This is a genomic window from Mesorhizobium sp. M0954, assembly GCF_040319155.1.
GTDB lineage: Bacteria > Pseudomonadota > Alphaproteobacteria > Rhizobiales > Rhizobiaceae > Mesorhizobium.
On the sequence record NZ_JAMYNR010000001.1, the window covers coordinates 511,413 to 536,930 of the forward strand.

The following is a 25,518-nucleotide window of genomic DNA, read 5'->3' on the forward strand; positions in this document are numbered from 1 at the left end:
CTCTCTCCATTATGGATTCACTGCACGATCAAGTCGAGATCATGGCGGGACAGCGGCTTCGGCTGGGATTCGGTGGTCAGATAGGTGCGGCCAAGCGTCATCGCGGTTTCGGTTTCGGAGTCCATGATGATCATATGGGCGAACAGCGTCATGTTCGGCGCAATCGGTTCGGGATTACCCTGATAGAACATCGGCATATCCATCCAGGACGGGGTGAAGCGGGCGCCGAGCGAATAGCCGCAGGCATTGAGCCGGTGCTTGGTCAAGTTGTGGGCTTCGAGGGTGCGGGCATGGGCGTCGAACACGTCGCCGAACGTATTACCGGGCGTCATCGCCTTCTCGACTGCAAGTAGCGCGGCGCGGGCGGCATCGAACAATTCCTGGTGGCGTTTCGATACCTTGCCGGTCAACACCGTGCGCATCATTGCCGCATGGTAGTGATGGAAGACACCGGCCCATTCGAGCGTCAGCTGGTCGTTCTTGGTGAGCTTGCGGCGACCGGCCTTGTAGCGGCAAAGCAGGGCGTCGACTCCGGAGCCGATGATGAACTCGTTGGCCGGATAATCGCCGCCGCCGGCAAAGATCGCACCTTGCATGGCGGCGAGGATCAGCGCCTCATCGCCACCCTGCTTGATCAGCGGCAGTGCTGCGTCCAGCGCGTCGTCGGCCAGATTTGCGGCTTTTTCCGCCTTGGCGATTTCTGCCGGGCTCTTGAATAGCCGTAGCCGGCTGACAATGCCGGAGGCATCCGCGATCTGCCCGAAGGTCTGCAACTGCTCGTCGAGGCGCCGGCCATTATAGGCGGTCAGGCCGTGGGTGTCGTATTCGACGCCGATCCGGGCGCCGAGCAGGTCAAGCTCGTTGAGCAGATTGCGCAGATCTACCGCCGGATTGGCGCCGTTGCGGTCCGTCCACAAAACGATGTTGTCGATGATCGAGGTGTGGCGCGCCTGGCGCAAGTCGGCCGAACGCGTCAGCAGCACCATCGAGCCGTCGGCCTTGACCACCAGGCACTGGAAAAAGCAGAAGCCGAAGGTGTCGTAGCCGGTTAGCCAATACATGCTTTCCTGGGCAAACAGCAGGACGGCGTCGAGCTTCTTTTCGGCGATCTCGATCATCAGTCGATCGCGCCGCGCGTCGAATTCCGAGCGTTCGAAATGCAGCGCCATCAGTCAGCCTCCAAAACGATTGCCGAAACCTGCCGCCCGTAGTCGGGCTCGTTGCGATGCGTGCTGCGCCGATAGGAGTAGAAAAGCTCTTCCTCGGCATAGGTGCAGCGGCCAAGTCCTTCGGCATTGACGCCAGCCTTGGTCAGCCGGTCGACCGTGTAGCGGTTGAGATCGAACATCGCGTGTCCGGCATTTGCGGAGGGCGCGAAATAGCGGGCACTGCCGGCATCGGCGTCGACGAAACGGGTGACAAATTCCGGTCCGACTTCGTAATTCCGTGGGCCGATCGAAGGACCGAGCACTGCGACGATGCGGTCGCGCCGGGCGCCGAGGCTTTCCATTGCCGCGATGGTGTTTTCCAGCACTCCGGTGAAAGCGCCTTTCCAGCCGGCATGGGCGGCGCCGATAATGCGCGCCTCGGCGTCGGCGAAGAGGACCGGTCCGCAGTCGGCGGTCGAGGCACCGACGGCAATGCCCGGCCGGTCGGTGACAATGGCGTCGGCCTTGGGCCGCTCGTCGGCAAAAGGCTCCCTGGCAATGACGACGTCCGGCGAATGAACCTGGTGAGCGGTCAGCAGATGGTTTGCAGGCACGCCCATCCATTCGGCGACCCGGCGGCGATTCTCGCGCACCAGCGTCTGGTCGTCGTTCGAGCCGGTGCCGATGTTGAGGCCCCGGTAGATGCCGCTGGAAATGCCGCCGACGCGCGTGAAGTAGCCGTGGCGGATGCCTTGCGCCGTTTCCAGCAAGGGCGACCGAACGGGATCCGGTTTGGTCTGATTCAGCATGGCGGCTTTGTTGTCCGTATAGGCGATTTCGTCAAGCGAGTTGAAGGGGCGCAGTTGAAGGCTGGTCAGTTGAAGGCTGGCGCAGTTGATGTCGGCCGCTAGTCGGAGACGGGAGAGTGGGAGAGGCGGCAGCGAAAAGTCAATCCATGCTTGGAAACGGCGGAACGGCAATGCCGGCGGGGAGGACGGCAAGCACCTTGAAGAGTTCGCCCATGGCCAGCGGGCCGGCGAGGCGCTCGACGTCGGCCGCGATCTTTTCGCGAGCTGCCTCATCGGCATTGGCGCCGAGCCGGCCAGCTCGTTCGAGAAGCCCCATCTTGAGCAGGAATTCACCTTGCGTTGAGAGGTGGGCATCGAGGCTGTGTGCCCGAACGGTTGCCGCGAGGGCAGCGAAATCGACATGGGCTGTGAGATCGGCCCGCCCCGGATTGGCCAGCACGTCCTCATGACGGTGCTTGCGCAAGGCCTGCAAGGTGTCGCCGATCCCGGGCTGGAGGTGACCGTAGTCGAGAAACAGGCCGGCGCCGCCAAATCCGGCAAGTCGCCCGGCGATGGCCGCCATCAGGGCGGCGCGGGCTGGCGCCACCTCGACGATCGCACCTTCCGGCGCATTCTCGGCACCCTCCGGCAGCAGCATCGGGTCGAGCGAGCCGGCGCCGACGAAAAAGCGCAGCCGGTTCGCATCGTCGAGACCGATCATCCGCTCGCGCCAGCCGGCTCCGGCGCGGACGAACTGGCGGATGGGCACCGCGTCAAACAGCTCATTACCAACAATCAGAAGCGGCGCCTGCGGTAGTGTGTCCACGGCCTCATGCCAGGCGACGGTGGCCGACGTCCCGGCAAGCGTTCGTTTCTGGACCTCGGTCAACCGCGGACTGGTCTCGATCAAGGCGAACGATGCGCTGGCGGTAAGCGTCGGATCGAGCCGCGAAAGCGTGCGCAGCATATCTCTCATCAGCGTGCCGCGGCCGGGGCCTATTTCGGCGATGGCGACCGGCGTCGGCCGGTCGATCGCCAGCCACGCCTGGTAGAGCCAGATGGCGACCAGCTCGCCAAACATCTGGCTGATCTCCGGCGCGGTGACGAAGTCGCCGGCGGCGCCGAACGGCTCGCGTGTCGTGTAATAGCCGTCCTGCGGATCGAACAGGCAGAGCGCCATGTATTCGCTGATGGGGATCGGTCCCACCGCACCGATCAGCTCGGCGATGCGGGTCTCCAGCCGCGTCATGCCGGCTGCGGTTTTGTCACCGGCTTGGCTGTAGCCATCGCCCAGATGCCGGCCAGCACCATCGGCAGTGACAGCACCATTCCCATGGTCAGCCAGCTCGTGCCAAGGAGGTAGCCAAGCTGCTGGTCGGGCTCGCGAAAGAATTCGACGAAGATGCGCGAGGCGCCATAGCCGGCGATGAAGGCGCCGCCGACGAAGCGCGGCGTCTTCAGCTTGAGCCGCGAATGGGTGAGGAAGCGCAGGATAAGGAACAACACCAGCCCTTCGAGCAGCGCCTCGTAGATCTGGCTCGGATGGCGTGCAAACGGACCGCCATTGGGGAATTCGAATGCCCATGGAACGTCGGTCGGCCGGCCCCATAGTTCGGAATTGATGAAGTTTGCCAGGCGAACGAGGCCAAGCCCCACCGGCACGCCGGCGGCAACCACGTCGAACAGCGACCATGTGCGGATGCCGCGAGACCGGGAAAACAGCGTCATTGCGAGAATGACGCCGATCAGGCCGCCATGAAACGACATGCCGCCCTGCCAGACGGCGACGATATCGAGCGGATTGGCGATGTAGCGCGGCAGGTCGTAGAACAGCACGTAGCCGGTGCGTCCGCCGAGCACCACACCGATGGCTGCCCAGACGATGAAGTCGTCGAGGTCGACGGGCTTCATCGGCAGGGTGCCGTCGGGCCACAGTTTTGGGTTGGTGACGAGGCGCTTGGCATACCACCAGGCGAACAGAATGCCGACGATGTAGCCGACGCCGTACCAATGCACCGCCAGCGGTCCGATCCGGACGATGACCGGGTCGATGTTGGGAAAGGGCAGGGCGGCCAGCGGCAGCAAATATTCGCTCAACAGGGTCTCCGGGTTCCCAATCAGGTTCGGGCGCGGACCATGCGGCAGGCTTTTGGCGGGGTCAAGGCAAGCATATGCTTGCATTCCGAATCGCGCGCCACTACGTCAATTCGACCAAGCGAGGATTTGCCATGGCGACCGGACCGAACCGCATTCTCGATGAATTCGCCAAGCTGATGACCGACGCAGCCGGTGCCGCGCAAGGCGTGCGGCGCGAGGTGGAGACCGCCTTCAGGGGCCAGGCCGAGCGCATACTCAACTCCATGGACGTGGTGCAGCGCGAGGAATTCGAGGCCGCTCGCGACATGGCGGCGAAGGCCAGGGAAGAAAACACCCGCCTCGCCGCTCGCATCGAGGCGCTCGAGGCCAGGCTTGCCGAATTGACCGGTCAACCAGCGCCTGCGGCTGCGTCAAAGCCGCGTGCAAAAAAATAACAAGAAATAAATCGTTAAACTTTTCCACAAAGCCGGATCGCAAAAAGCGCTTTGTCGTGAATCGCTTACCGGTACTGCGTGAATCTTTGTGACAGCGCCTTTCCACATGCGAATGACGCAGTCCGAAAAATTTGGCTGGTCACGCGACTCCCGATCAATAGACTGAATTTGTTGCATGATTCGGAGCAGGGTCATGCGCCGGGCGGTGGGGTCCGGTCCGGGGTCTTTGCGTTGACGAAGTCCTGGCCGTCCGAGTTCTAGGCAGAATTGTTCGAGTGTGCCTCTCCCGCGGAGCGTGTGGTGGCGCTCCCAGAACGACAGGAAGCATTTCATGGAACTTCTCGAACTCGAATTCTCCCGCGAAATCCATCCGGTGGATGTTATCGAGCAGGTGGCGCACAACAACGATTGGTCCTTCGAGCGGGCCGGCGACGACGAGATCTCGATCTCGGTTGCCGGAAGCTGGACCGACTACCACGTTTCATTCTCCTGGATGGAGGACTACGAGGCGCTGCACCTGGCCTGCGCCTTCGACATCAAGGTCCCGGAGGCGCGCGCGCTCGAGGTGATGCGGCTGCTTTCGCTGATCAACGAGCAGATGCTGTTTGGCCATTTCGATCTCTGGGAGCAGGAAGGCGCCATCATGTTCCGCCAGTCGCTGCTGCTGGCCGGTGGGGTCGAGCCGTCGAGCCAGCAGGTCGAGGTGCTGCTGTCGTCGGCGCTGGAGGCCTGCGAATGCTATTTCCAGGCGTTCCAGTTCGTCGTCTGGTCGGGAACTTCGGCCAAGGATGCGTTGGCCGGCGTGCTGTTCGAAACCTACGGAAACGCCTGACCGTCGATGGTTTCGAGCAACGCGCGAAAACCCGAGATCAGCTTTGCCGATTTCGACCGCGTCGACATCCGCGCCGGCACGATCGTCGAGGCAGAGCCTTTTCCCGAGGCGCGCAAGCCGGCGATCAAGTTGAAAATCGATTTCGGTCCCGTGATCGGGGTGAAGAAATCCTCGGCCCAGATCACGAAATACTATTCGCCCGAAGCCCTGATCGGCCGGCAGGTGTTCGCTGTGATCAATTTCCCGCCGCGTCAGATCGGGCCATTCATGTCGGAAGTGCTGACGCTCGGCTTTCCCGATGAAGAGGGCGCGGTGGTGCTTGGGGCAATCGAACGCAAAGTGCCGGACGGCGGCAGGTTGTTCTAGCTGCGCTGTTGTTCACGCAGCCAGTTTACGCCTGGTACCCAGCGCTTCTTCGACCGTTTCCATGAACATTTCCGCGCAGGTCTTCCAGCTGTAGCGCATTGCGCGTTGCCGCGCCTCGGCGCGGTCGACGTGAAGGGCGGCGAGCGCTGCTTGCCGCAGGTCGTCCGACACCGCGCCGCCGATGCCGTCACCCACAATATCGATGGGTCCGGTGACGGGATAGGCTGCGACCGGCGTGCCGCTGGCCAGCGCCTCGATGATGACGTTGCCGAACGTGTCGGTACGGCTGGGGAAGACGAAAGCATCGGCCGAGGCGTAGATCTCGGCCAGTTCGTCGTTCGGACGATGGCCAACGAAATGGGCATCGGGATATCTGGCCTTCAGCTTCGCCAATTCCGGCCCTTCGCCTACGACCAACTTGCTGCCGGGCAGGTCGAGGTCTAGGAAGGCCGGCAGGTTCTTTTCGATCGCGACGCGGCCGACGCAGAGGAAGATCGGTCCGGGAAATCCCAGGTCCTTTCTTTTGTCCGGCCGAAAATGATCGGTGTCGACGCCGCGCGTCCACGGCCGGAGCTTGGTGAAGCCGCGGGCCGCAAGATCGTCGGCAAGCGACTGGGTGGCAACCAGCGTGCCCTGTCCTGAATTGTGGAAATCACGCAGCCAGCGATAGGCCCATGCTTCAGGCACCGGCAGGCGCGCGCTCAGATATTCCGGAAAACGTGTGTGATAGCTGGTCGTGAACGGGCGGCCGGCGTTGCGGCAGTAGCGCCGGGCCATAATGCCGAGCGGTCCTTCGGTGACGATATGGATGTGGTCCACCTTGCGTGCCTCGATCAGCTGCGCCACGCGGTGCGGCGTCGTCAGCGCCAGCCTGATATCGGGATAGGTCGGCAGAGGCAGGGTGCGAAAGATATTCGGCGTCAGGAAGTCCGTCTCGATATCGAAGGATTTCAGGGTCTCCGAGAGACGCTCTAGCGTGTGGACGACGCCGTTGACTTGCGGGCGCCAGGCGTCGGTGACCATCAGGATGCGCATGGCGGTCCCTTGGCGGCAAGCTTGATTGCCTCGCCGCGACGCCTGAGCGGCGACCACGCCGCAGCTCGGGCGTCGCACCAGCGCACCTGGGCAGGCGCGGGGTCGAAATGAGGCCGCAGGGCCGAATCAATCAGGATCGCGCGCTTCATTGGCGCTCTTCACCATGGTTTCATGACGGGCCGATGAAGGCCGGGTGTCGCTGCCGTCAAGCGGGGACCTTGATCACCGCCCGAAGGCCGCCGAGCGGGCTGCGTTCGAGGACAATGTCGCCGCCATGGCTGCGGGCAATGTCTCGTGCGATGGAGAGGCCAAGGCCGGTGCCGCTGGCGTCGAGGTTGCGGGCCTCGTCCAGCCGCACGAACGGCTTGAATACATCCTCTCGCTTTTCGGGCGGAATTCCCGGGCCGTCATCGTCGATGGTGACGAGCAGCGAACCGCGCCCATGATTGGCATTGATCTCCACCGTCTTGGCATAGCGGAATGCATTGCCGACGACATTGGACAGCAGCCGGGCAAAGGCATTGGGGCGCACGTGCACATGCGGATCGCCGACAAGCACGGTCGACAGCTTGCGCTTGCGCAGCGCGGCTTCCTCGCGAAGCTTGTCGAAGAAGGCTTCGAGATCGAACTGACCGGCGTCTTCCGAAGCTTCGCCGCGTGCAAAGGCAAGGTAGCCTTCCAGCATCGACTGCATGTCGTCGATGTCCTGGTCGAGTGCCTGGGTATCGGCCGCCTTGGTCCCGGCAAGCGCCAATTGCAGTTTGAAGCGGGTGAGGATGGTCCTCAGATCGTGGCTGACGCCGCTCAGCATGGCGGTGCGCTGCTCGAGCTGGCGTTCGATGCGTTCGCGCATCTGGATGAAGGCAAAGCCGGCGCGGCGGACTTCCTCCGCGCCGCGCGGGCGAAAATCGCGCGGCATCGGCCGGCCCTTGCCGAAGCTCTCGGCCGCCTCGGCCAGCGTCAGAATCGGCCGGATCTGGTTGCGCAGGAAGGGAATGGCTATCATCAGCAGCACCAGCGAGGTGCCGACCATCCAGATCAGGAAAATATGGGTGTTCGATGCATAGGCCTGGCTGCGGCGCACGAAGACGCGCAGCACCTTGTTCTCGAGCTGGACACGGACCTCGACGATATTGGAATTGCCGACCGTATCGATCCAGAACGGACGGTTGATCTGGCGGGTGATCTCGGACGAGAGGATCTCGTCGAGGATCGAGAAGAACGGCTTTGGCCCGGGAGGCGGCAGCGGGTCGGGCGGTAGGAGGTCGACCTTCAGCTGCATGCGATCCTGGGCGATGCGGATGACGTTGGCGTAGTCGGCGTCGTGAGGATAGGTCTCTATCAGGTCGATGATGGCGGCGATGTCGCGCACCGTGGCCTGCGACAGGCGTTGCGTCACGGTCTGCCAGTGGCGCTCCATGAAGACAAAGGCGACGACCGACTGCAGCATGATCATTGGCGCGATGACGATGATCAGCGAGCGGGCATAGAGCCGCTTCGGCATGTAAAGCGACACCAGGCGCCAGAAACGGTTCCAGGCGCGCGGCACGGCCTTGAGCGCCCGCGTCGCGCGGGCGCTGAAGCCGCCATCTCCCGGCCGTTCGAGTTGCGTGGTCGCCATTCGTCCTTTCGCTCACCGGGACCCGGCAAAGGGCCGCTGTCGGCGGCATTCTATTCCACGCTGAGCCGATACCCAATACCGCGCACGGTCTGCAGCCAGACCGGATTGGACGGATCGCGTTCGATCTTGCGGCGCAGCCGGTTGATCTGGACGTCGATCGTGCGCTCGCCGACCTCGGATTCATCGCCGACAAGCTCATGCCGCGGTATCGTTTCGCCGGCACGCGCAGCGAAGATCGCCAGGATTTCCTGCTCGCGGTCGGTCAGCTTGAGCGCCTCGCCGCCGCGCTTCAGCTCACGCCTGGCGATCTGGAACGTATAGGGGCCAAAGACCAGCTGTTCGACCTTGGGCGTCGTCGCGGGGCCGCCGCGGCGCAGGATATTGTTGATGCGCAGGATCAGCTCGCGCGGGTCGAACGGTTTAGGCAGATAGTCGTCGGCACCGGCCTCGAGCCCGGTGATCCGGCTGTCGGTTTCGGACAGTGCGGTGAGCATCAGGATCGGCACGTTTTTCTCGGCCCGCAGCGCCTTGGTGAGATCGACGCCGCTTTCACCCGGCATCATGACGTCGAGCACGATCAGATCGAAGTCGAGGCCGGCGAGCTTGCGCCTCGCCTCGCCAGAATTTCCGGCGACGGTGACGCGAAAACCGTTTTCGGTCAGATACTGTTTCAGAAGATTGCGGATACGGGTGTCGTCGTCGACCACCAGCAGATGCGGCGCGTCGTCTTCCGGTGCTGTCGGATGATCAACCCTCTCAATGGTCTCCATGGTTTTTCCCTGACATCTTTGCGGGCACAATGTCGATCTGCGCCCTTAGTTCCGGATTTACCATCGCTTCAAGGAACCGTTCGATAACGGCGCGTTCGGTGGCTCCGGAATCTTCCAATGCAGCATGGATGCGGCGCGACTGTGGCCGCGCCAGTGCCAGCGCCAGAGCACGGCCCTTGGCCGTCGGATAAAGCTCGCGCTGGCGGCGGTCGCGGGGGCCCTGCAATTGCACGATATGGTCGGTGTCGATCAGTTGCTTGAGCACGCGCGCCAGGCTCTGCTTGGTGATCTTGAGCACATCGAGGAGCTCGGCGACCGTCAGGCCGGGCCGGCGATTGACAAAATGCAACACCCGATGATGGGCGCGGCCAAAACCGTAATCGGCCAGGATCTGGTCCGGATCGGAGGTAAAGTCGCGATAGGCGAAGAAGAACAACTCGATGATGGCGAAATCGATGCCGTCCTCGTCGGTGATCGCTGTCCTGATCGGCTCTGCGGCTGCGTGGCTCGTCATCTTTTCTCCGTGTGAAGCAGGAAATTATGTCAGCACTATTGACGTATTTTCCGCGCGATGGTAATTTTTGGCAAGCTTTTCGGCGGATTGCGAACGAAAAGGCAAGCGAAGCCGTTTTTTCCGGAACTTCCTGAGTTTGCCAGACCTTAAATATCCGCCTACGCTTTGAGACAATGGCCGCCCGCAGCGGCCGAGGCGAAACACGCAACGACACAATGATGTGCGGGCTGCCGCCCGCGGGAGGTTACCATGGCATCCGTTCCCTTCGACCAACTGGACGGCTTTATCTGGATGAACGGCGAATTCGTCAAATGGGCCGACGCCAAGATCCACGTCTTGACCCACGGGCTGCACTACGCCAGCGCGGTATTCGAGGGCGAGCGCGCTTATGGGGGCGAAATTTTCAAGCTGACCGACCACACCGAACGCCTGCATGAATCGGCGCGCCTGCTTGGCTTCAAGATACCCTACTCGGTCGCCGAGATCGACGACGCCTGCCGCACGCTGTTGAAGAAGCAAGGTTTCCAGGACGCCTATGTCCGGCCGATCGCGTGGCGCGGCAGCGAACAGATGGGCGTTTCCGCACAGAACAGTCGGATCAACTGCGCCATCGCCATCTGGCAGTGGCCAAGCTATTTCGACCCGGCGCAGAAGCTCAAGGGGATCCGCCTCGACATGGCCGAATGGCGCCGCCCCGACCCGCGCACCGCACCGTCGAAATCGAAGGCGGCCGGCCTCTACATGATTTGCACCATGTCCAAGCATGCCGCCGAGGCAAAGGGCTATGCCGACGCCATGATGCTCGACTGGCGTGGCCAGGTGGCGGAAGCGACAGGCGCCAACATCTTCTTCGTCAAGGACGGCAAGATCCATACGCCCAAGCCTGATTGCTTCCTCGACGGCATCACCCGCCGCACGGTTATCGGCCTTGCCAAGGACCGCGGTTTGGAGGTGATCGAGCGCGCCATCATGCCGGATGAGCTTGAAGGCTTCCAGCAGTGCTTCCTCACCGGGACGGCAGCCGAGGTGACGCCGGTTTCGGAGATCGGTCCATACCGATTCGAGGTCGGCGAAATCGCCAAGACGCTGATGAATGACTATTCTGCGGCCGTTCAGCCCAAGCACGCAATCGCTGCAGAATAACGAAAGTCACAGCTTTTTTAACTAGTAAGGGCGGTTTTCGGGCCGCCCCTTTTATTTAAGCGCTTCTGCATTTGACTTTCACACAATTCGGCGTCTCATGATGGGGTCGGCCCGGGAGGCTGGCAGCTATGGAGGGACTGGAAATATGGATATGAACACGCTTCTTCCGATCATTATTCAGGTGATTACGGGTATCATCGGTGGTCAGGCGGTTGGCGCGGCTATCAAGACTGCGGCGATGGGGCAGCTTACCAAAATCCTGGGCGGCGCTGTCGGCGGCGTCGGCGGTGCGGCCATCCTCAACAGTCTGCTGGGTGGCTCGGTCGATCCGGCAGCCGCCGCCACGGCGGCAGGGGCCGGCAGCGCGTTGAACATTTCAAATATCGTTGGCGGTGCCGGCGGCGGCGCCATCCTGACCGGCATCATCGGTGCGGTCATGAACGCGATGAAGAAATAAGCTTTGACGTTTCAGGTTTTCAAATGGGCGGCTTCGGCCGCCCATTTCGTTTGCCGTTTGTGGGAGCGGTGGACGCCGTTCGCGTGTGTCTCTACATCAGGGCCTGGTTCAAGGTTGGAGCTCTCCTGACGCGTTCGAGGGGACGCGCAGCGCTCCGACAGCGTGAAAGGACGAATATGGGTCAGCTCAACGCCGGCATCGTGCCGGTCACGCCGTTCCAGCAGAACTGCACCATCCTCTTCGACATGGACGACAGGCAAGGCGTTGTCGTCGATCCGGGCGGCGACATCGACAAGGTGCTGGCGGCGCTCGAGGACAATGCGATCACTGCCGGCGCGATCTGGATTACGCACGGCCATATCGACCATGCCGGCGGGGCCATGGAGTTGAAGGAGGCGCTCGGTATCGAGATCATCGGTCCGCATGCCGCCGACCGGCCGCTGCTCGCCAATCTCGAGAACCAGGCAAAGCGCTACGGCATCACCGATCCCGTGCGCAACTGTGTCCCCGACCGGTTCCTTGCCGAAGGCGAGACCGTTTCGTTCGGCTCGCACGTGTTCGAGGTGCTCCATTGTCCGGGCCATGCACCCGGCCACGTCGTCTACTATAGCCGGGCTGCGAAGTTCGCCCATGTCGGCGACGTGCTGTTCCGCGGTTCGGTCGGCCGCACCGATCTGCCGGGCGGCAACCACGCCGCGCTGATCGCCTCGATCAAGGAGAAGCTTTTGCCGTTGGGCGACGACATCGGCTTTATCTGCGGCCATGGTCCCGGCGGCCGTTTTGGTGAGGAGCGGCGGAGCAATCCTTTTCTGGTCTGAAACCGCTTGCCGGAAACAAAAAGCACGGCCTGTGCGACCGCGCTTTTTTCCGACGGGAAACTGCCTCCGCTAATTGGCGGTGCAGAAATGCTGTTCGCCGTCATAGCCGGTGAACGTGCCGGTACGGGCGTTGAAGCTCCGGTAGCGGTCCGAGCAGTATTCGTACCAGCCGCGGGTCCACGGCTCCGCATAGCTTTCGGCATAGGCCACTCGCGGCTGCACGTAATAACGGCGCACCGGGGCAGGCCTGTAGTATTCATCATCATAGGCCGGGTCGTAATAGCGGGGCTGCGGGCTGGCGAGCGCACCGCCGATCAGGGCACCGGCCGCAAGGCCGAGCACGCCGGCCGCAACGGCGTCGCCGTGGCCGTGGTGGCGGCGGTGATGGCGCCATTCGTCGGCATTGGCCGCGGGCAAGGTCGCAAGCGTGGTCGCAACGACCGCGGCGGACAGGATGGCAGTCTTGAAAATTCGGTTCATGTCAGTCTCCTTCGTGCCGGCCCGGGTCGTTTCGGGGGATGCGGTCCGGCTTTAACGAAGATTAATATGCGACCGTGGCTGAACGGGGGCTGAACGAAATTTGGCCAGGCGGTTCATCTAACTGGGCGGTTCAAGCGTGCGGCAAATACCGCAGGCCAGACCGGCCCACGTCCATTCTGCCCGGGGGTGGTTCAGCCGATCGACAGGTTGACGGCTTTCGGACCCTTGCCGCGCTTGTCCGGCTCGGTGTCGAATGTCACTTTCTGCCCATCCTCGAGACCGGGAAGACCCGACGCCTGCACGGCCGAAATATGGACGAAGACATCCTTTGCCCCGTCGTCCGGCGTGATGAAGCCGAAGCCCTTGGCGTGATTGAAGAATTTGACGGTGCCGGTCTGCGGCATGGGAAGCTCCTTTGATCCCACAAGTCCAGTCTCGGGCCGGCAAATGCCCGGACGGAAATTTGTCCTTTATTTTAGTGCCATCGGCAAGAGAAAGTTTTGCGGGTGCCGGCAAGCATCCCGGAACACAAAAGGCGCGACGAAAACCGCCGCGCCTTTACAGAATTCAAGTTCACTCAAAAGCCTTGCAGCATCCTCACACCCCGAAAGGACGCGCGGAACGCCGCCGTTCAGGCGGCGCGGAGATTGACCGCTTTCGGACCCTTGCCCATACGGTCGGGCTCGACATCGAAGGTGACCTTCTGACCGTCGACGAGCGTGCGCAGCCCGGAAGCCTCGATCGCCGAGATGTGGACGAACACATCCTTGGCGCCGCCATCGGGCGTGATGAAGCCGAAGCCTTTGGTAGCGTTGAAGAATTTAACGGTGCCGGTCTGGGCCATTGGGGAAACTCCTTCACCCGTGTCAGTCTTGGTGGTTCCGCCCGCCGCCTGGCGCCGTGGGCAAGTCCCGGTGGTTGCTTCGGCAGTCATGCATTGGCGCATGGTAAAACCCCCCGCCGAAAACGGGGCTGTCAGAGATTCACAGTATCGGGGAAAGGTCGTCCAAAACGTTCCGCTCTCCGGGTCGCAAATGCCCGAACACAAAATTTATCGCACGGAAACGTGATGCTTGCAAGACACAGCCGCGGGCGGCCCCAACAGGCGCATCCCGACGCATCGCACCGATAGTCCGGGTTCGCTGCGCGGTCATCGGCCAGACTTCACCCAGGCATGGTCCAGCAAGCGGGGCAGGTGCTGTCTTGGCTTGCGCCGGCATACCGCTCTGGCTCGCCAGTTGCAAACAGGGGTTGCATCTGGCAGCGGAATGACGAGGATCGGCCTGACCCAGGCACCATTTGTGCGGGCCGGAGTTTCGAGGGAGAGAACATTCATGCGGTTTCTTGCGGCAATCTTTCCGCGGCAGGTTTTTTCCATCCTGTTCCTGTCGGCAATTCTCGCAGCCTGCACCGTCGTGGTGGATGATGAGGGGCCGGGGCCGCGCCCGCCACGGCCGGGGCCGCAATTCTGCACTAGGCAATATGACCCGGTCTGTGCCCGGCGCGGCGGCGACCGCCAGACCTTCGCCAATGCCTGCCTTGCCGAACGGGCCGGATACCGCATCATTCGCGAGGGCGAGTGCCGCGGCGGTGGTGGTGGCGGTGAGGAGCAGACATTCTGCACCCGCGAATACCGCCCAGTCTGTGCCCGTCGCCATGGCGAACTGCGCACATTCCCCAACGAATGCGAAGCCCGCGCGGCGGATTATCGCGTCGTCGATGACGGGCCCTGCTAGCGCACCGACCTACAGCCTGGCCGGATAAGCACCATCTGGGGGCCGGCGTAGAGCTCAGCGCCGTTCCCGTTGGAGATGCGGATCTGCGGCATTATCAGCATGTGAAGCAGCGTTGTGGCGCGTCGGCTCAGTTGGCCGGGTTGTCGACCGGTTCGAGATTGTCTTCCGTGGTGACCCGCTCATAGGTCTCCTGATCGCTGCGGATGCGATATTGCGGCGAGCCGTCCTTGACCGGCAGCCGGCTCTTGATCTGGAACAGCTCCGCGGTCTTTTGGGCAAGGCCGGTGCGGCTCTTCATGCGGACGGTCTGGCCGACGGTGAAGATATGCGCCGGCGTGTCCGTGCGCCGCGCATTCTGCTGGAAGCGGATCATGTGACATTCTCCTGGTCGTGCCGAAGCGCTGCGTCGAGCTCGGCATGGTCAATGGCGACAAGCTGGCTGGTCGCGCTTTTCACTGTCCTTGCCGGCAGATGGATGAAAGTGGCGACGCGGCGCCAGGCAGGCCAGGACATGCCGTCGATCAGTTCTTCGTCGTGGTCGATGTCATAGTCGCCGGCCGGCTGCATGCCATCCAGCCCGCCAAGCACGAAAGGTGCCGCGAAATGCGCTATGGAATGGGTGGTGCGAGCAGACATTCTTGTGCGCCTCGAAGTTCTCGCTTGTGCCTTGAAGTTCTCGTGCCTTGAAGTTTCTTTCCGGCCTGCCCCGGAAGCGGAGCCTGCATTGCGGTACCAGGTGTCGGCGATTTGGATAAGTTTGGCGGGCCGAGAATCCCTGACACCGCGGGGCCAAGCATGACCCAAACGGTTTCATACCTCTAGTCTGAAAATACGACTTATTCAAGAAGTTTTCGGCCTCTTACCCCTACCAACGTCAAATTACTTTTCTATAGTTATCCGCAGAACGATGATACGGTCCCGGTGCACCTCAAAAATTGTTTGAAGAACTTCCGAAAAAATTCCTCCGGCATTTGTATTTATCTAGCAATGGAAGGAAGAGAGTCATGAACTCCGCAAGAACACCGGATGTCCCGACAGTTGCAGTCAGTCCTGTCGCAAAGCCGATAAAGGTCTTGTCGCCGCGTCTCACGATAAGAAGCGACGAGGCGGCAAGGCGAAGGATTGCCGACACCGACGGCACGGCGCGGCGGGCGCGCCAGCTTGCCGAAAGCAACCGCCTGATTTGACGCGCAAGCCATGACGCTCAATTTTCCCAATCCCAGCCGCTCCTATGACCCGGCGGCCAAGCGCATTCGTTTCGTCGGCCATGACGGCATGCTCGAAGTCCCGTTCTTTGTCGAGGTCGCGGCACTTTCGGCGGCAAACCCGGCAGCAAGCGGAGCCGAGGCCGAATTTCTCAGCGCCTTCGACGCCAAGCGTTCGTCGATCCACGAGATTGCGCGCCAAGCCTACTCGCACGGCCGCAGGAACATGTATGTGCTGACGCCGGCCGACTTTCGGTAGGCTCCCCCGGGTTCGAAGTTTTGCTTCGTAGCGACCGCCGTCTGCTCTTGCACGCGCCGCAGCGATGGCCTAGATCGCGGCAGGCGGACAACACGGCAGGTTTCCCATCAACAGAGATCCGAGACAACCGGCAGGCGCACGTTACGGCTCAGGCGGACAGCCGCCGCTGGGGCTCGACCAGCACGTGCAGCAGGCGCTGCAGCTGCACCAGGCCGGGCGCCGGCAGGAAGCCGAGGCGCTTTACCGACAGGTGCTGGCGCAAAAGGCCAACCACCCGGCTGCTGCGCATTTCCTCGGGCTTCTGCTGCACCAGACCGGGCGCAGCGCCGAGGGGCTGGCGCTGATCGAACAATCGGTGCGTCTGCAACCGAACAATCCGGATTTCCTCAACAATCTCGGCACCGTGCTGCGCGACCTCGGCCGGGTCGCGGCCGCCGCCGATCTCTTCCGCAAGGTGGTGGCGATTCGGCCGGACCAGCTGGCGGCGCGTGACAATCTCGGCTCGTCGCTGAAGCAGCTCGGCCAATTCGAAGGCGCCGAGGATATTTATCGCGGCACGATCGGCCGCAACCCGTTCCATGTCCGCGCCCGCGTCGGGCTTGCCGAAACGCTGCAGGAAGCGGGCCGGCTGGATGAGGCACTGGCTGTTTTTCGCGAGGCGCTGACGATCCGGCCGAAGGATGCCGATCTTTTGCACGGCCTGGGTGTCGGGCTGATGGAAAAGGGCAATCTCGACGAGGCTGCGGATCTTTTCAGGCAGGCGCTGGCTGTGGACCCCGGCATGGCGAGGGCCTGGCTGATGCTTACCCAGGTCAAGCGCCAAAAGGAGCGCGACGCCGAGCTTGCCCGCATGGAGGCGGAGCACGCCAAGGCGCCGCAAGGCAGCCTGGCGCGCATGCAGCTTTCCTTCGGTCTCGGCAAGGCCAATGACGACCTCAGGGAGTATGGCCGCGCCTTCGACTATTTCGCCGAAGGCAACGCGATCCGCCGCCAGGGCATCGACTACGACGCCGGCAAGACGCGCGGCGAGTTCGAGGCGATGAAGGCGGTGTTCGACAAGGCCTTTTTTGAAAGGCACAAGCCGAGCGAGATAGCCGAGGACACGCCGATCTTCGTCGTCGGCATGCCGCGTTCCGGCACCACGCTGGTCGAGCAGATCATCGCCAGCCATCCGCAGGTCTATGGCGCCGGCGAGCTCAGCATATTGAAGACGGCGGTCGGCAAGCAGTTTCCGCTCAGCATGAAGGGCGGCTTTCCCTGGGGCATCGCCGACATGCCCGACAAGGCCTATGCCGAGGCCGGCCAGGCCTATCTCGACATGCTGCACGCCCGCTATCCGGGTTCTCGACACGTCACCGACAAGATGCCCGGCAATTTCCTGTTGGTCGGTTTCATCCACATGATGCTGCCGCGGGCCAAGATCATCCATTGCGCGCGCGATGCGGCGGCGACCTGCCTGTCGATCTACAAGGTGCACTTCCGCGGCGACAGCCATCGCTACGGCTACGATCTCGACGAGCTCGCCGATTTCCACAATCTGTACACCGACATCATGGCGCACTGGCATGCCGTGCTGCCTGATGTCGTGCACGACGTTCGCTACGAGGATTTCGTCGCCGACCAGGAAGGCCGGTCGCGGGCGCTGATCGCCCATCTCGGCCTGCCGTGGGACGACGCCGTGCTGTCGTTCCACGAGACCGACCGGCCGGTGCGAACGGCGTCGGCTGCGCAAGTGCGCCAGCCGATGTATCAGGGCTCGGTCGACCTGTGGAAGCGCTATGGCGACCGGCTGAAGCCGCTGCACGACAAACTTGATCGAGGGGCGCCTACAGCTCGATGAAGGGCTGAAAACCGCCAAAGATCATGCGCTTGCCGTCGAATGGCATGGTCTCCCAGTCCGACTTGAGGCGCGGGTCGGCCATCACCTTGGCCATCACCGCGTCGCGGCTCTGGCGCGATTCGTAGACCACCCATGAGAAGATGACGACCTCGTCGTCCTTGGCCTGTACGGCGCGCGGGAACGAGGTGAGCTCGCCATAAGGGACGTCGTCGCCGACGCATTCGACGTAGGCAAGAGCACCGTGCTCCTTCCAGACGGCGCCGCCGGTTTCCGCCAGCTTCTTGTAAGCATCGAGCTTTGCCTTCGGTACGGCAAGTACGAAACCGTCGACATAGGACATCTGATTTCCTCCATGCGATCGTTTTCCTCTCCCTCTGGAGCGGGAGAGGTGATTTCAGACACAGCCTGTGTGGAATGCTAAGCTGCTTTCACCGGTGCGTTCATTGCCCATTCGACGCCGAACGGATCACGCATATTGCCCCAGCGATCACCCCAGAACATCACTTGCAACGGCACGACTTCCTCGCAGCCCGCCTCGATGGCCCGCTGCCACCAGGCGTCGATGTCGTCGCTGCCGAGATGGAGCTGCATGGTGTAGCCCTGCGGCTTCACAGCGGCCATTCCATGCTCGGGATAGAAGTCGGAAAGCATCAGGGTCGAACCGTTGATGTGGAGATGGATATGCATGGTACGGCCCTGTTCGTCCGGCGGATAGGCAAAGACCTGCTCGGCACCGAAGGCCTTTTGGTAAAATTCTGCGGCTTTGAAAGCGCCGTCAAGCTGAAGGTAGGGCGTCAATCCGCCACGCACTTTGGCGGCGGGCTGGGTCTGCGGCTGGTCATTCATGTCATGCTCCTCTTTGCGTCTGGTTTGCCTTTGCGAACCACAGGACGAACGGAACGGCGACGATCCTACACGGCCGATGGTTTTTTGGATTTGAAATGGCGCCTGCCGCGACGGCCAACTGCCACCTTCAACCTTCGATGCGAATCCGCGGGCTGTTTTGCGCGTCGACGACGATTTCCGGCCAGCCAATATCTTTGCGCAGCTCGATCGGCAATGACAGGATGGCGCGTTCGCTGCGATAACGGGCGCGAGCCGCCGAGTAACGCGTTACGGCGTGACCTATGGATGACAGAATGGACATGATGCTTTCTCCTCGATTGGCGCCGGCATCACCGTGTCGGCAACCCAAGGACGTGGCATGCGATCATCATCCGACAGAGCGCCGGATTTTTTCCGCAATTTTTTAACCGCCGGCTTCGGCTACCTCCCGGAAGAAAGCTTCCGGGTCGTCGACCTCGGTCAGCCGCCGTTTCTCGATCAGCCAGAAGCGGTTGCCAACCGCGCGGATGAAGGAGCGGTCGTGCGAGGCAAGCAGGCAGCTCGCCTGATGTTCCAGCAATTCCGCTTCCAGCGCCTCCTGGCCATCAATATCGAGGTGGTTGGTCGGCTCGTCGAGCAAATAGAAGTTGGGATTGGCGAGCCTCAGCGCCAGCATCATCAGCCGCGCCTTTTGCCCACCGGACAGCACGCCGATCCTTCGCTCCTGCATGTCGATGCTGACGCCGGCGCCCGCGAGCAGCGAGCGGGCGCGCTGCTCGCCGACGTCGAATTTGCGCGAGAGCATCGCCAGCGGCGTGTCATCGCCGTCGATGCCGGACAGCGCCTGGTCGCTATGACCGAGCACGGTCGACGGTGTCACCTTCAGGCTTTGCGCCGCCGTTTCCGGCTCGACGATGGCGTTCCGGATCAGGCCGATCAGCCGTGATTTGCCGACGCCGTTACGGCCGAGCAGGACGATGCGGTCGCCTTGGCAGATGTGGCGCTTGCCGGTGCTGAACAGAACCGTGCCGTCAGGTGTTCCGACCACCAACTCGTCGAGCGTGATCAGCACCTTGGCATGGCTGCCGCGGTTGGCAAGCTTGATCGCGCCCGCCGACTTTTCGCGGTGTGCCGGCGCTGCCGCTTCTTCCAGGCGCTCTGCCCGCTGGTTGAGCTGCTTGGTCTTGACCGTCAAAAGGTCGCTGCCGGAATTGATGCCGATATTGTTGAGCTTGGCCGCTTGCCGGCGCAGCTGCTGCGCCACTTTCATGTCGCGCTGGAACTTGCGTTCGGTCGAGGCGTCGACCTCGTCCAGCGCAAGCCTCGCCCGCGAATAGGGCAGCGAAAACACCGGTGATTGTTCGGGACGCAGGAACAGCGTGCGGTTGGTCGTGGCATCGAGGAACGCCCTGTCATGGCTGGCGATCACCACCGGCACCTCGCGCGGCAGCGCGTTCAGCCAGGTCTCGAGCTGGCTGATCTTGCCGAGGTCGAGATGGTTGGTCGGCTCGTCGAGAAGCAGGACGTCGGGATCGGTGACCCAGACGCGGGCGATCAACGCCAGCCTTTGCCAGCCGCCGCTCAGCGCCTGCATTGGCCGCCCGCGCATCGGTTCTGGCACGTCAAGCGAGTCAAGAACCACATCGACGCGCCATTGTTCGCTTTCGACCTGTCCGGCCGGCAAGGCATCAGCGACCACCTGCTGGAAGCTGCGCCCGGCCAGCGCTGCCGGGACGACTTGCTCGACATAGCCGACGCGCAGGCCGCGCGTACGGGTGATGTCGCCTGATGTCGGCTCCATCTCGCCGGTCAGGCACTTCAGCAAAGTGGATTTGCCGCGCCCATTGGCGGCGACGATGCCGAGCCGGTCGCCGGTGCCGATGGTGAGGTCGAGGTTGGAAAACAGCGGCGCATTCAGGGTGACGCCGAGGGATTTGAGGCTGATCAGGGCCATTTTGATTTCTCTGGTCTTGCCGGAGCCCGGCTCAATGCACTTTGACGGTGCACGTGCCAGCCATTAGGCTCGGCATTGCGCACCACGAAGGGCAGACCAAAAAATCGAAGCGGGGAAAAACCCGGACCGTCCCTGGTCAGCCCTGCAAGCTAGCTCGCAGGGCAAAGACAGGGCCGCGCTGACGGTGGTGAGAAAATAACACGCAGCCCTCCTTTCAAGACGTTCGAGTTGTAGAAACTGGCTACACCAAGGCTAGGGCCGATGGCAAGTGGCTAGGCTCCCCCTTCTCCACTTGTGGGAGAAGGTGGCCGCGAAGCGGTCGGATGAGGGGTGCTCCAGCTTGGCACCGACGGCGATCCGTCCAGCACCCCTCAACCGTCTCGGCGCTGCGCGCCGATCCACCTTCTCCCCCAAGGGGAGAAGGGAAGCTCGCTAGCGTCCCGGGCGCCCCGTCTTGCCGGGGCGGCGCTTTTCACGGCGGGCGTCGGCCGGGTCTTCGTAGGAGCCGATACCACTGCGCTGGCGGACAATGGGTTTGGCGGAATCGTTGCGTTCCTTTGCGCCCCCCTCTGCCCTGCCGCGCATCTCCCCCACACCGGGGGAGATCGGCTGTGGTTTCGCTGGCACCTTTCCTTCGACCGGCTTTTCCGTCCGCCGCACGGTCATCTCGTCGAGCGAGTTCTTCTTGAATAGCGGCTTGGTCGGTTCGCCCGGGATGCCGAAGTCGGAGCCGTGCGCCTCTTCGGCCGACTGCTTCTTGAACAGCGAACGCGACACTGCGCCGGCCGGGGTCGGCATATCCGTGCCCGGCCCCATGGCGTCGAGCGAGGGCTTCGAAAACAGCGGCTTCTTCACCGGCACGGCGCCGTCGGCGCCCATCTCGTCGAGTGCCGGCTTGCGGAAGAGGTTGGGCCGGGCCGCCTCTTCGGCCGAACGTGCCTCGTCGAGCTTGCGGAAACGCTCCTGTTCCTCCGATGTACGGTGTTTGGCCACGCCCTTGTTGTGCTTGCCCTTTTCGCGGCCCGAGACCGGGCTTTCCATGTCGGCATATTTGGCCAGCGGATCGTCGGAGATGGACAGCTCCATCTCGCGCAGCCGCTTGATCTCGTCGCGGATACGGGCTGCCTTCTCGAAATCGAGATTGGCGGCGGCATCGCGCATCTGCTTGTCCAGGGCGTCGAGATGCGCTTTCAGATTGTTGCCCATCATCGCGCCGGCGCTGTCGGTGAACTGCGAGATATCGGCGCGGACATGATCTTTTTCGTAGACCGAGTCCAGGATGTCCGAAATGCGCGACTTGACCGATTCCGGGGTGATGCCGTTGGCCGCGTTCCACTCCATCTGCTTTTCGCGACGGCGGTTGGTCTCGGCCATTGCCCGCTCCATCGAGCCGGTGATCTGGTCGGCATAGAGGATGACCTTGCCGTCGACGTTTCTGGCGGCGCGGCCGATCGTCTGGATCAGCGATGTCTCGGAGCGCAGGAAACCTTCCTTGTCGGCATCGAGAATGGCGACGAAACCGCATTCGGGAATGTCGAGGCCTTCGCGCAACAGGTTGATGCCGACGAGCACGTCGAAGGCGCCGAGGCGCAGGTCGCGCAGGATCTCGACGCGCTCCAGCGTGTCGATGTCGGAGTGCATATAGCGCACGCGTATGCCTTGCTCATGCAGATATTCGGTCAAATCCTCGGCCATGCGCTTGGTCAGCACGGTCACCAGCGTGCGGTAGCCGGCCTTCGTGGTTTCGCGGATTTCGCCGACGACGTCGTCGACCTGCGTCTTGGCCGGGCGTACTTCGACCGGCGGGTCGATGAGGCCGGTCGGGCGGATGACCTGCTCGGCGAAGACGCCGCCGGACTGCTCCATCTCCCAGGCGCCGGGCGTCGCCGAAACCGCGACGGAGAGCGGGCGCATGGCGTCCCATTCCTCGAAGCGCAGCGGCCGGTTGTCCATGCAGGACGGCAGGCGGAAACCATACTCGGCCAGCGTCGCCTTGCGACGAAAGTCGCCGCGATACATGCCGCCGATCTGCGGTATGGTGACGTGACTTTCGTCGACGAAGACCAGCGCATTGTCGGGTATGTATTCGAACAAGGTTGGAGGCGGATCGCCCGGCTGGCGGCCGGTCAGATAGCGCGAATAGTTCTCGATGCCGGCGCAGGACCCGGTCGCCTCCAGCATCTCCAGGTCGAAGCGGGTGCGCTGCTCAAGCCGCTGCGCCTCAAGCAGGCGGCCAGCCTTTTCAAGCTCTTGCAGGCGATACTTCAGTTCTTCCTTGATCGACTTGATGGCTTGATTCAAGGTCGGCCGCGGCGTCACATAGTGCGAATTGGCGTAGATCTTGACGCTCTTCAGCTCGCCGGTCTTCTGGCCGGTCAGCGGATCGAACTCGGTGATCGCCTCGATCTCGTCGCCGAACAGCGAGATGCGCCAGGCGCGATCCTCAAGGTGGGCCGGGAAGATCTCGATCGTGTCGCCGCGCACCCGGAACGAACCGCGGACGAAATTGATATCCTGGCGCTTGTATTGCTGGGCGACGAGGTCGGCGAGCAGCGCGCGCTGGTCGAGCCGGTCGCCGATCTGCATCTGGAAGGTCATCGCCGTGTAGGTCTCGACCGAGCCGATACCGTAGATGCAGGACACCGAGGCGACGATGATGACGTCGTCGCGCTCAAGCAGCGAACGCGTCGCCGAATGGCGCATGCGGTCGATCTGCTCGTTGATCGAGGATTCCTTCTCGATGTAGGTGTCGGTCCGTGGCACATAGGCCTCCGGCTGGTAATAGTCGTAGTAACTGACGAAATACTCGACGGCGTTTTCCGGGAAGAATTTCTTGAACTCGGAGTAGAGCTGCGCGGCCAACGTCTTGTTGGGCGCCAGGATCAGAGCGGGGCGCTGCGTCTCCTCGATCACCTTGGCCATGGTGAAGGTCTTGCCCGAGCCGGTGACGCCGAGCAGCACCTGGGTGCGGTCGTTGCGGTCGACGCCTTCGACGAGATCCTTGATCGCCGTCGGCTGGTCGCCGGCCGGCTCGAAATCCGAGACCATCCTGATGGCGATGCCACCTTCGGATTTCTCAGGCCGGGCAGGGCGGTGCGGCGTCCACAGCACGCCGTCCTTGTGCAGCGGATTGCCGGATTCGATCAGCGCCGACAGCGCCGCGACGGTCGCGGTGACGCCGCCCGAGGCCATGGTCTCGGCCTCTTCCAGGGAGACATCGAGGCCAGCGACAGGGTTGAGACCGGCCGCAGTGCGCTCCCGCGCCGAAGCCGCGCCGCCCATCGAGGTGCCGCGTGCCGTACGGCCGGGAGAAGAGGAGCGCTCCGGGATTTTCTTGGCAGACTTGGCGCCTTCCCTCCCCCTCGAGGGGAGGGTGGCGGCGGAGCCGCCGGGTGGGGTCGGTGCGGCAGTGCTCGGCGACCCTTGACGCCGAGCGCTTCCTTTGCCGACCCCCTCTGTCGCCTTCGGCGACATCTCCCCCTCGAGGGGGGAGATTTGACGCCCTTCCTTCTCGGCTTCCTGCTCGATCTGTTCGGCCCAGTCGGCGATCGAGCCGGTCAGCGGCGCGCCGGTGAACTCGGCCTGCGGCGCCTCGGCAAAGCCGCCCTTGTACAGGGGCTCCGACGCATCGAGGAAATCGGTCAGCGGACTGCGCCGCTTGGGCGGCGAAGCGCGCTCGTCATTCGCCGGCGGCGGCGTTTTCTTGTCGGAGAGTCTGGCCATGGCCCCGAATATGGGAGGTATCGGCCAAAATGGAAAGAGCGGAGTGGTGAAGGGTGCCGCGCGCAATTTGGCTGCTGACAGCAGGCTGTCAGGAGCAACGTCGAAGTGCGCCGCTCAATTAAACCAAAGCGCGAACGTCAGAAACCCGGCGCCGCCGAACTGGCGCTGGATCTGGTTGAACTCCTCGCTGGTGAGAGTCTTGCCGCGCTCAAGATAGGGCGCGATGGCCGGGCCGGTGATCGACAGCACCAGGTCGAAGGTTTTTGGCTCATCAAAGAAGCGCTTCATGTTGATGCCTTTGTCGGCGATGCGGAAATGCGGCAGCAAGGTGCGGCCTTCCAGAAGATCCTCGGCCATATCAAGGGCGGCGAGCCAGGCCTGTACCTGCTGCTCACCAACTTCGAGACCGGTCAGCGGGCTGGTGCCTTTCTGCTGCGGCCCGGGCAGCCATTCGCGGTCATTGTCGGTTTCGGCGCGGATGGCTTTCCAGTCCTCGCGCGACAGCCGGATCATTTCCATGAGATGGCGGCGTGCCGCTTGCCGGCGCTCAGGCTCGACCACTTGCCAGTTAATGAGATGCACCAGGGAGATAAAGTCGGCTAGTCGCCATTCGGACGTCAGGATGCCGCCATTCGTGCCACCGTCTAGCGGCACGAGCGTATCCTGCAGCGGCAGTTTTGCGCGCGGGAACAGCATGTGGAAGGAGCCGTCGAACGTGTTTCTGAAATCATGCGCCAGCCAGAAGTCGGCCTGCGCCATCAGGAACTCGGCATAGCCCTGCAGCCAATAACCGTCGGCGCGGTCGAAGCGGAAGGTGAGGGCGGGTGCGGCCGCGTCTGGCGCACCACCGCCGCGTGACAGAGACGCCATGATCGCGGCGGCGCTCTCGTCCGGCGCGATCGTGCCGTCCTCGTTGAGGTCGATGCCGAGGCGGGTGAGGTCGATGACCATGCCGATGTCGGCGTCGGGGGGTACCGAACCGAGCGTGGCTGCGGATTTCTCCAGCCGGTCGCGGAAGGCGACGAGAATGGCGCGGAATTGTTCGTAGGTCAGCGGCTCGGGATTGGCATTGTCCGGCACCGGCAGCCGCATCAGCGGCAGCATGAAGGATTGCGGGCTGTCGAAACCGTGGCGGTGCAGGCCGCCGGCCAGGATCTCCAGCGCGGTGAAGAATTCGCCGGCGCCGGCGGCGTAGGCGGCTGCCGGATCGCCTGGCACGGCGGCTTCCAGAGCGGCAAGAGCGCTGTCGCGTTCGGCTACGATTTTTGCCTCGAACAGGGCCGCCGCTTCGGGAGCCGCGGCGCTGGGTGAAGCCAGCGGCAGGAGAAGAATGATGGCGCACGCCACCAGCCTGGAAAAACGCGTCATCGTGATCGCCCCTTTGTCGCTCCGCAGTGGATCATACACGCATTTGGTTCGCTGCGCCTGTGGCCTGCGGTTCACCCACAACAGTCGACGCTTCAATCAATCCGG

The 25,518-nt window shown here is 62.9% G+C and carries 29 protein-coding genes; 10 read left to right on the plus strand and 19 right to left on the minus strand.

Translation table 11 applies throughout. From position 1 onward, the window contains the following. Window positions 1-17 precede the first annotated feature (17 nt). The 4 genes from NKH93_RS02455 to lgt form a co-directional block, all read right to left on the minus strand. Complete coding sequence (locus NKH93_RS02455; RefSeq protein ID WP_023678425.1) at window positions 18-1,169, minus strand: M24 family metallopeptidase; 1,152 nt, start codon at window positions 1,167-1,169, stop codon at window positions 18-20. Next, window positions 1,169-1,957 (minus strand): peptidoglycan editing factor PgeF, encoded by a 789-nt coding sequence (gene pgeF, locus NKH93_RS02460; RefSeq protein WP_352968987.1) that lies wholly within the window; start codon window positions 1,955-1,957, stop codon window positions 1,169-1,171. Before pgeF ends, NKH93_RS02455 begins: the two co-directional genes overlap by 1 nt. Before the next feature lie 139 nt (window positions 1,958-2,096). Next, on the minus strand, window positions 2,097-3,185 hold the full coding sequence (locus tag NKH93_RS02465) for a class I SAM-dependent methyltransferase (RefSeq protein ID WP_352921127.1): 1,089 nt from the start codon (window positions 3,183-3,185) through the stop codon (window positions 2,097-2,099). Next, a complete protein-coding gene (gene lgt, locus NKH93_RS02470; protein ID WP_352772597.1) occupies window positions 3,182-4,033 on the minus strand; it encodes a prolipoprotein diacylglyceryl transferase in 852 nt (283 codons plus the stop codon). Before lgt ends, NKH93_RS02465 begins: the two co-directional genes overlap by 4 nt. A 131-nt stretch (window positions 4,034-4,164) precedes the next feature. On the opposite strand from lgt, the gene NKH93_RS02475 reads away from it, so the two are divergent. The 3 genes from NKH93_RS02475 to NKH93_RS02485 all read left to right on the plus strand — a co-directional run bounded on the left by NKH93_RS02475 (window position 4,165) and on the right by NKH93_RS02485 (window position 5,665). Then, window positions 4,165-4,467, plus strand: a complete 303-nt coding sequence (locus tag NKH93_RS02475) for an accessory factor UbiK family protein (RefSeq protein WP_352469829.1) — start codon at window positions 4,165-4,167, stop codon at window positions 4,465-4,467. A 331-nt stretch (window positions 4,468-4,798) separates the two neighbouring features. Beyond that, window positions 4,799-5,299, plus strand: a complete 501-nt coding sequence (locus tag NKH93_RS02480) for a type III secretion system chaperone family protein (protein WP_023678420.1) — start codon at window positions 4,799-4,801, stop codon at window positions 5,297-5,299. 6 nt (window positions 5,300-5,305) lie between these two features. After that, complete coding sequence (locus NKH93_RS02485) at window positions 5,306-5,665, plus strand: tRNA-binding protein (RefSeq protein ID WP_352850314.1); 360 nt, start codon at window positions 5,306-5,308, stop codon at window positions 5,663-5,665. Window positions 5,666-5,677: 12 nt separating this feature from the next. On the opposite strand, the gene NKH93_RS02490 is transcribed toward NKH93_RS02485, so the two are convergent. From NKH93_RS02490 to NKH93_RS02505, 4 genes are all read right to left on the minus strand, one after another. After that, the gene (locus tag NKH93_RS02490; protein WP_352850315.1) at window positions 5,678-6,700 is read right to left on the minus strand and encodes a glycosyltransferase family 4 protein; all 1,023 of its coding nucleotides are present in this window, start codon (window positions 6,698-6,700) and stop codon (window positions 5,678-5,680) included. A gap of 205 nt (window positions 6,701-6,905) precedes the next feature. Beyond that, window positions 6,906-8,321 (minus strand): ATP-binding protein, encoded by a 1,416-nt coding sequence (locus NKH93_RS02495; protein WP_352541020.1) that lies wholly within the window; start codon window positions 8,319-8,321, stop codon window positions 6,906-6,908. Between the two features lie 50 nt (window positions 8,322-8,371). Beyond that, window positions 8,372-9,091 (minus strand): response regulator, encoded by a 720-nt coding sequence (locus tag NKH93_RS02500; RefSeq protein ID WP_023678415.1) that lies wholly within the window; start codon window positions 9,089-9,091, stop codon window positions 8,372-8,374. Next, on the minus strand, window positions 9,078-9,605 hold the full coding sequence (locus tag NKH93_RS02505) for a MarR family winged helix-turn-helix transcriptional regulator (protein ID WP_352456926.1): 528 nt from the start codon (window positions 9,603-9,605) through the stop codon (window positions 9,078-9,080). Before NKH93_RS02505 ends, NKH93_RS02500 begins: the two co-directional genes overlap by 14 nt. A gap of 249 nt (window positions 9,606-9,854) precedes the next feature. On the opposite strand from NKH93_RS02505, the gene NKH93_RS02510 reads away from it, so the two are divergent. From NKH93_RS02510 to NKH93_RS02520, 3 genes are all read left to right on the plus strand, one after another. Beyond that, window positions 9,855-10,748 carry a branched-chain amino acid aminotransferase gene (locus tag NKH93_RS02510; RefSeq protein WP_352450493.1) on the plus strand — a complete coding sequence of 298 codons (894 nt, stop codon included), beginning with the start codon at window positions 9,855-9,857 and terminating at the stop codon, window positions 10,746-10,748. Between the two features lie 145 nt (window positions 10,749-10,893). Beyond that, entirely contained in the window at window positions 10,894-11,205 is a 312-nt protein-coding gene (locus NKH93_RS02515) for a hypothetical protein (RefSeq protein WP_352450492.1), read from the plus strand. A gap of 176 nt (window positions 11,206-11,381) precedes the next feature. Further along, complete coding sequence (locus NKH93_RS02520; RefSeq protein ID WP_352450491.1) at window positions 11,382-12,023, plus strand: MBL fold metallo-hydrolase; 642 nt, start codon at window positions 11,382-11,384, stop codon at window positions 12,021-12,023. Window positions 12,024-12,092: 69 nt separating this feature from the next. Here NKH93_RS02520 and NKH93_RS02525 read toward each other — a convergent pair whose 3' ends face one another. The 3 genes from NKH93_RS02525 to NKH93_RS02535 form a co-directional block, all read right to left on the minus strand. Then, window positions 12,093-12,503, minus strand: a complete 411-nt coding sequence (locus tag NKH93_RS02525; RefSeq protein ID WP_023678410.1) for a BA14K family protein — start codon at window positions 12,501-12,503, stop codon at window positions 12,093-12,095. 191 nt (window positions 12,504-12,694) lie between these two features. Continuing rightward, window positions 12,695-12,907, minus strand: coding sequence for a cold-shock protein (locus NKH93_RS02530; RefSeq protein WP_006202521.1), 213 nt, complete (start codon window positions 12,905-12,907; stop codon window positions 12,695-12,697). Between the two features lie 227 nt (window positions 12,908-13,134). Then, window positions 13,135-13,347 carry a cold-shock protein gene (locus NKH93_RS02535; protein ID WP_006202520.1) on the minus strand — a complete coding sequence of 71 codons (213 nt, stop codon included), beginning with the start codon at window positions 13,345-13,347 and terminating at the stop codon, window positions 13,135-13,137. A 490-nt stretch (window positions 13,348-13,837) separates the two neighbouring features. Between NKH93_RS02535 and NKH93_RS02540 the strand changes: the two genes are divergently transcribed. Then, window positions 13,838-14,239, plus strand: coding sequence for a Kazal-type serine protease inhibitor family protein (locus NKH93_RS02540; RefSeq protein WP_023678409.1), 402 nt, complete (start codon window positions 13,838-13,840; stop codon window positions 14,237-14,239). A 127-nt stretch (window positions 14,240-14,366) separates the two neighbouring features. Here the strand turns inward: NKH93_RS02540 and NKH93_RS02545 are convergent, their stop codons facing one another. Together NKH93_RS02545 and NKH93_RS02550 are read right to left on the minus strand one after the other, a co-directional pair. Then, window positions 14,367-14,612, minus strand: coding sequence for a hypothetical protein (locus NKH93_RS02545; protein WP_023678408.1), 246 nt, complete (start codon window positions 14,610-14,612; stop codon window positions 14,367-14,369). Continuing rightward, complete coding sequence (locus NKH93_RS02550; RefSeq protein WP_352469759.1) at window positions 14,609-14,875, minus strand: hypothetical protein; 267 nt, start codon at window positions 14,873-14,875, stop codon at window positions 14,609-14,611. The genes NKH93_RS02545 and NKH93_RS02550 overlap by 4 nt, the downstream gene beginning before the upstream one ends. 368 nt (window positions 14,876-15,243) lie before the next feature. On the opposite strand from NKH93_RS02550, the gene NKH93_RS02555 reads away from it, so the two are divergent. From NKH93_RS02555 to NKH93_RS02565, 3 genes are all read left to right on the plus strand, one after another. Beyond that, window positions 15,244-15,426, plus strand: coding sequence for a hypothetical protein (locus NKH93_RS02555; RefSeq protein WP_023678406.1), 183 nt, complete (start codon window positions 15,244-15,246; stop codon window positions 15,424-15,426). A 10-nt stretch (window positions 15,427-15,436) separates the two neighbouring features. Beyond that, window positions 15,437-15,703, plus strand: a complete 267-nt coding sequence (locus NKH93_RS02560; RefSeq protein WP_352683477.1) for a DUF1488 family protein — start codon at window positions 15,437-15,439, stop codon at window positions 15,701-15,703. A 184-nt stretch (window positions 15,704-15,887) separates the two neighbouring features. Further along, window positions 15,888-17,543, plus strand: coding sequence for a tetratricopeptide repeat-containing sulfotransferase family protein (locus tag NKH93_RS02565; RefSeq protein ID WP_352921133.1), 1,656 nt, complete (start codon window positions 15,888-15,890; stop codon window positions 17,541-17,543). Here NKH93_RS02565 and NKH93_RS02570 read toward each other — a convergent pair. From NKH93_RS02570 to NKH93_RS02595, 6 genes are all read right to left on the minus strand, one after another. Continuing rightward, entirely contained in the window at window positions 17,530-17,883 is a 354-nt protein-coding gene (locus tag NKH93_RS02570) for a DUF1428 domain-containing protein (RefSeq protein WP_023678403.1), read from the minus strand. The genes NKH93_RS02565 and NKH93_RS02570 overlap by 14 nt on opposite strands. Before the next feature lie 77 nt (window positions 17,884-17,960). After that, window positions 17,961-18,389 carry a VOC family protein gene (locus NKH93_RS02575; RefSeq protein WP_352921135.1) on the minus strand — a complete coding sequence of 143 codons (429 nt, stop codon included), beginning with the start codon at window positions 18,387-18,389 and terminating at the stop codon, window positions 17,961-17,963. Between the two features lie 127 nt (window positions 18,390-18,516). Beyond that, the gene (locus NKH93_RS02580) at window positions 18,517-18,690 is read right to left on the minus strand and encodes a hypothetical protein (protein WP_023719167.1); all 174 of its coding nucleotides are present in this window, start codon (window positions 18,688-18,690) and stop codon (window positions 18,517-18,519) included. Between the two features lie 102 nt (window positions 18,691-18,792). Continuing rightward, entirely contained in the window at window positions 18,793-20,322 is a 1,530-nt protein-coding gene (locus tag NKH93_RS02585; protein ID WP_352469763.1) for an ABC-F family ATP-binding cassette domain-containing protein, read from the minus strand. A gap of 432 nt (window positions 20,323-20,754) precedes the next feature. Further along, on the minus strand, window positions 20,755-24,045 hold the full coding sequence (uvrB, locus tag NKH93_RS02590; protein WP_352968993.1) for an excinuclease ABC subunit UvrB: 3,291 nt from the start codon (window positions 24,043-24,045) through the stop codon (window positions 20,755-20,757). A 114-nt stretch (window positions 24,046-24,159) separates the two neighbouring features. Then, on the minus strand, window positions 24,160-25,413 hold the full coding sequence (locus tag NKH93_RS02595; RefSeq protein WP_352968995.1) for a hypothetical protein: 1,254 nt from the start codon (window positions 25,411-25,413) through the stop codon (window positions 24,160-24,162). Window positions 25,414-25,518: the final 105 nt, after the last annotated feature.

Excerpts from the sequence above, each read along its gene's own strand:
- NKH93_RS02485 (WP_352850314.1), top strand. The coding sequence starts at position 5,306 with ATGGTTTCGAGCAACGCGCGAAAACCCGAGATCAGCTTTGCCGATTTC.
- NKH93_RS02595 (WP_352968995.1), bottom strand. The coding sequence starts at position 25,413 with ATGACGCGTTTTTCCAGGCTGGTGGCGTGCGCCATCATTCTTCTCCTG.
- NKH93_RS02575 (WP_352921135.1), bottom strand. The coding sequence starts at position 18,389 with ATGAATGACCAGCCGCAGACCCAGCCCGCCGCCAAAGTGCGTGGCGGA.
- NKH93_RS02475 (WP_352469829.1), top strand. The coding sequence starts at position 4,165 with ATGGCGACCGGACCGAACCGCATTCTCGATGAATTCGCCAAGCTGATG.
- NKH93_RS02455 (WP_023678425.1), bottom strand. The coding sequence starts at position 1,169 with ATGGCGCTGCATTTCGAACGCTCGGAATTCGACGCGCGGCGCGATCGA.
- NKH93_RS02560 (WP_352683477.1), top strand. The coding sequence starts at position 15,437 with ATGACGCTCAATTTTCCCAATCCCAGCCGCTCCTATGACCCGGCGGCC.
- NKH93_RS02580 (WP_023719167.1), bottom strand. The coding sequence starts at position 18,690 with ATGTCCATTCTGTCATCCATAGGTCACGCCGTAACGCGTTACTCGGCG.
- NKH93_RS02520 (WP_352450491.1), top strand. The coding sequence starts at position 11,382 with ATGGGTCAGCTCAACGCCGGCATCGTGCCGGTCACGCCGTTCCAGCAG.
- NKH93_RS02480 (WP_023678420.1), top strand. The coding sequence starts at position 4,799 with ATGGAACTTCTCGAACTCGAATTCTCCCGCGAAATCCATCCGGTGGAT.
- NKH93_RS02510 (WP_352450493.1), top strand. The coding sequence starts at position 9,855 with ATGGCATCCGTTCCCTTCGACCAACTGGACGGCTTTATCTGGATGAAC.
- NKH93_RS02535 (WP_006202520.1), bottom strand. The coding sequence starts at position 13,347 with ATGGCCCAGACCGGCACCGTTAAATTCTTCAACGCTACCAAAGGCTTC.
- NKH93_RS02540 (WP_023678409.1), top strand. The coding sequence starts at position 13,838 with ATGCGGTTTCTTGCGGCAATCTTTCCGCGGCAGGTTTTTTCCATCCTG.
- pgeF (WP_352968987.1), bottom strand. The coding sequence starts at position 1,957 with ATGCTGAATCAGACCAAACCGGATCCCGTTCGGTCGCCCTTGCTGGAA.
- NKH93_RS02525 (WP_023678410.1), bottom strand. The coding sequence starts at position 12,503 with ATGAACCGAATTTTCAAGACTGCCATCCTGTCCGCCGCGGTCGTTGCG.
- uvrB (WP_352968993.1), bottom strand. The coding sequence starts at position 24,045 with ATGGCCAGACTCTCCGACAAGAAAACGCCGCCGCCGGCGAATGACGAG.
- NKH93_RS02550 (WP_352469759.1), bottom strand. The coding sequence starts at position 14,875 with ATGTCTGCTCGCACCACCCATTCCATAGCGCATTTCGCGGCACCTTTC.
- NKH93_RS02530 (WP_006202521.1), bottom strand. The coding sequence starts at position 12,907 with ATGCCGCAGACCGGCACCGTCAAATTCTTCAATCACGCCAAGGGCTTC.
- NKH93_RS02555 (WP_023678406.1), top strand. The coding sequence starts at position 15,244 with ATGAACTCCGCAAGAACACCGGATGTCCCGACAGTTGCAGTCAGTCCT.
- NKH93_RS02500 (WP_023678415.1), bottom strand. The coding sequence starts at position 9,091 with ATGGAGACCATTGAGAGGGTTGATCATCCGACAGCACCGGAAGACGAC.
- NKH93_RS02490 (WP_352850315.1), bottom strand. The coding sequence starts at position 6,700 with ATGCGCATCCTGATGGTCACCGACGCCTGGCGCCCGCAAGTCAACGGC.
- NKH93_RS02515 (WP_352450492.1), top strand. The coding sequence starts at position 10,894 with ATGGATATGAACACGCTTCTTCCGATCATTATTCAGGTGATTACGGGT.
- NKH93_RS02495 (WP_352541020.1), bottom strand. The coding sequence starts at position 8,321 with ATGGCGACCACGCAACTCGAACGGCCGGGAGATGGCGGCTTCAGCGCC.
- NKH93_RS02570 (WP_023678403.1), bottom strand. The coding sequence starts at position 17,883 with ATGTCCTATGTCGACGGTTTCGTACTTGCCGTACCGAAGGCAAAGCTC.
- NKH93_RS02465 (WP_352921127.1), bottom strand. The coding sequence starts at position 3,185 with ATGACGCGGCTGGAGACCCGCATCGCCGAGCTGATCGGTGCGGTGGGA.
- NKH93_RS02585 (WP_352469763.1), bottom strand. The coding sequence starts at position 20,322 with ATGGCCCTGATCAGCCTCAAATCCCTCGGCGTCACCCTGAATGCGCCG.
- NKH93_RS02505 (WP_352456926.1), bottom strand. The coding sequence starts at position 9,605 with ATGACGAGCCACGCAGCCGCAGAGCCGATCAGGACAGCGATCACCGAC.
- NKH93_RS02545 (WP_023678408.1), bottom strand. The coding sequence starts at position 14,612 with ATGATCCGCTTCCAGCAGAATGCGCGGCGCACGGACACGCCGGCGCAT.